The organism is Tamlana sp. I1 (assembly GCF_015355625.1).
Lineage (GTDB): Bacteria > Bacteroidota > Bacteroidia > Flavobacteriales > Flavobacteriaceae > Pseudotamlana.
In genome coordinates this window covers 1-3,237 of sequence record NZ_JACLAF010000024.1, presented here as the reverse complement: position 1 = coordinate 3,237, position 3,237 = coordinate 1, and the positions used below count along the sequence as shown (strand labels likewise).

Annotated in this window: 2 rRNA genes; both read right to left on the bottom strand. The window is 46.5% G+C overall.

The features are described 5' to 3' along the window. Positions 1 to 54: 54 nt before the first annotated feature. Positions 55 to 162 (bottom strand): 5S ribosomal RNA (gene rrf, locus H6X70_RS16420). A gap of 191 nt (positions 163 to 353) precedes the next feature. Continuing rightward, positions 354 to 3,183 (bottom strand): 23S ribosomal RNA (locus tag H6X70_RS16415). Positions 3,184 to 3,237: the final 54 nt, after the last annotated feature.

Sequence of the window (3,237 nt, the reverse complement as noted above, 5' to 3'; positions counted from 1 at the left end):
AACCATTAATCAATAAAAATAAAAATCCTCAACAAATAAATGTTGAGGATTCAAAAAAGGCAACGACCTACTCTCCCACAAATGCAGTACCATCGGCGCTAATGGGCTTAACTTCTCTGTTCGGAAAGGTAAGAGGTGAGCCCCATCGCTATAACCACCTTAAATTGTTAGTTAAAGGTTTCAAGTTTATAAAGTTTAAAGTTTTACAACTTTTTACTTGATACTTGTCACTTTTAACTGCGCTGTTGCGCTAATATCTTAACATATTGAAAATAAGAACATGATTTTATAATAATGTATTGAACTCTACTTCCTAGCACTGAGCTTGTCGAAGTGTTATAAAAAAACAGGCGTACAATAAGCCTATGGGTTATTAGTACTACTCGGCTATGACATTACTGCCTTTACACCTATAGCCTATCAACGTGATAATCTCTCACGACCCTTTAAAGAAATCTCATCTTGTGGTGGGTTTCGCGCTTATATGCTTTCAGCGCTTATCCCTTCCAAACGTAGCTACTCTGCAATGCTCCTGGCGGAACAACAGATACACCAGAGGTTTGTCCAACTCGGTCCTCTCGTACTAGAGTCAGATCCACTCAAATTTCTAACGCCCACTGTAGATAGAGACCGAACTGTCTCACGACGTTCTGAACCCAGCTCGCGTGCCACTTTAATGGGCGAACAGCCCAACCCTTGGGACCTTCTCCAGCCCCAGGATGTGACGAGCCGACATCGAGGTGCCAAACCCCCCCGTCGATATGAGCTCTTGGGGGAGATCAGCCTGTTATCCCCGGCGTACCTTTTATCCTTTGAGCGATGGCCCTTCCATGCGGAACCACCGGATCACTATGCTCTACTTTCGTACCTGATCGACTTGTAGGTCTCTCAGTCAAGCTCCCTTATGCCATTGCACTCTACACACGATTACCAACCGTATTGAGGGAACCTTTAGAAGCCTCCGTTACTCTTTTGGAGGCGACCACCCCAGTCAAACTACCCACCAAGCACTGTCCCTTCTAAAGAAGGTTAGACTCTAGATAAGCAAAGGGTGGTATTTCAACAATGACTCCACAACACCTGGCGATGCCGCTTCAAAGTCTCCCACCTATCCTACACATTACTTATCCAAAACCAATACTAAGCTATAGTAAAGGTGCACGGGGTCTTTTCGTCCCACAGCGGGTAATCGGCATCTTCACCGATACTACAATTTCACCGAGCTCATGGCTGAGACAGTGTCCAGATCGTTGCACCATTCGTGCAGGTCGGAACTTACCCGACAAGGAATTTCGCTACCTTAGGACCGTTATAGTTACGGCCGCCGTTTACTGGGGCTTCATTTGAGATCTTCGCCGAAGCTAAACCCTCCACTTAACCTTCCAGCACCGGGCAGGTGTCAGGCCATATACATCATCTTTCAATTTAGCATAGCCCTGTGTTTTTGATAAACAGTCGCCTGGACCTTTTCACTGCGGCCACCCCGAAGGGTGGCGACTCTTCTCCCGAAGTTACGAGTCTATTTTGCCTAATTCCTTAGCCATGAATCTCTCGAGCACCTTAGAATTCTCATCCCAACTACCTGTGTCGGTTTAGGGTACGGGCTGCTTCACTCGCTTTTCTTGGAAGTCGCTTCTCTGGATTATCACCTTGACCGAAGTCTTAGTGTACTATCGCGGTATTACTACTCGCTTCAACGTGCTATTCCGTCAGCACGCACCAAATATACGCCTCCGTCACTTTTAGTGTGAGCAGGTACAGGAATATTAACCTGTTGTCCATCCACTACCCCTTTCGGGTTCGCGTTAGGTCCCGACTAACCCTCAGCTGATTAGCATAGCTGAGGAAACCTTAGTCTTTCGGTGTGCGGGTTTCTCGCCCGCATTATCGTTACTTATGCCTACATTTTCTTTTGTAGCTTCTCCAGCATACCTCACAGTACACCTTCGACGACACTACAATGCTCCCCTACCATCACGCCTAAGGCGTGATCCATAGCTTCGGTAGTATGTTTATGCCCGATTATTATCCATGCCGAACCGCTCGACTAGTGAGCTGTTACGCACTCTTTAAATGAATGGCTGCTTCCAAGCCAACATCCTAGCTGTCAAAGCAGTTCAACCGCGTTATTTCAACTTAACATACATTTGGGGACCTTAGCTGATGGTCTGGGTTCTTTCCCTCTCGGACATGGACCTTAGCACCCATGCCCTCACTGCTGCAAAACATTTTATAGCATTCGGAGTTTGTCAGGAATTGGTAGGCGGTGAAGCCCCCGCATCCAATCAGTAGCTCTACCTCTATAAAACTATGTTGCAACGCTGCACCTAAATGCATTTCGGGGAGTACGAGCTATTTCCGAGTTTGATTGGCCTTTCACCCCTACCCACAGGTCATCCGAAGACTTTTCAACGTCAACCGGTTCGGTCCTCCACTGTATGTTACTACAGCTTCAACCTGCCCATGGGTAGATCACACGGTTTCGCGTCTACCACTACTAACTAAAGCGCCCTATTCAGACTCGCTTTCGCTACGGATCCGTGACTTAATCACTTAACCTTGCTAGCAACGGTAACTCGTAGGCTCATTATGCAAAAGGCACGCCGTCACAGATCTAGTCTGCTCCGACCGCTTGTAAGCGTATGGTTTCAGGTTCTATTTCACTCCCTTATTCAGGGTTCTTTTCACCTTTCCCTCACGGTACTAGTTCACTATCGGTCTCTCAGGAGTATTTAGCCTTATCGGATGGTCCCGACTGATTCATACAGGATTACTCGTGTCCCGCACTACTCAGGATACCACTATATCCACATTCTTTACTTATACCGGGCTATCACCGTCTTTGGCCCCTCTTTCCAAAGGGTTCTAATTCATCATGCTTCTAATCTCGTGGTCCTACAACCCCAGTATTGCCGTAACAATAATGGTTTGGGCTAATCCGCGTTCGCTCGCCACTACTAACGGAATCACTTTTGTTTTCTTCTCCTCCGGGTACTTAGATGTTTCAGTTCTCCGGGTTCGCCTCCTTGCGGATACTATATCTTCAATATAGTGGGTTGCCCCATTCGGATATCTACGGATCAATTCGTGTGTGCCGATCCCCGTAGCTTTTCGCAGCTTATCACGTCCTTCTTCGCCTCTGAGAGCCTAGGCATTCCCCATACGCCCTTATTTAGCTTATTGTACTTTTTGCTTTTTTAATGAGTTATAATCAATTGAATATTTTCTATTGATTAT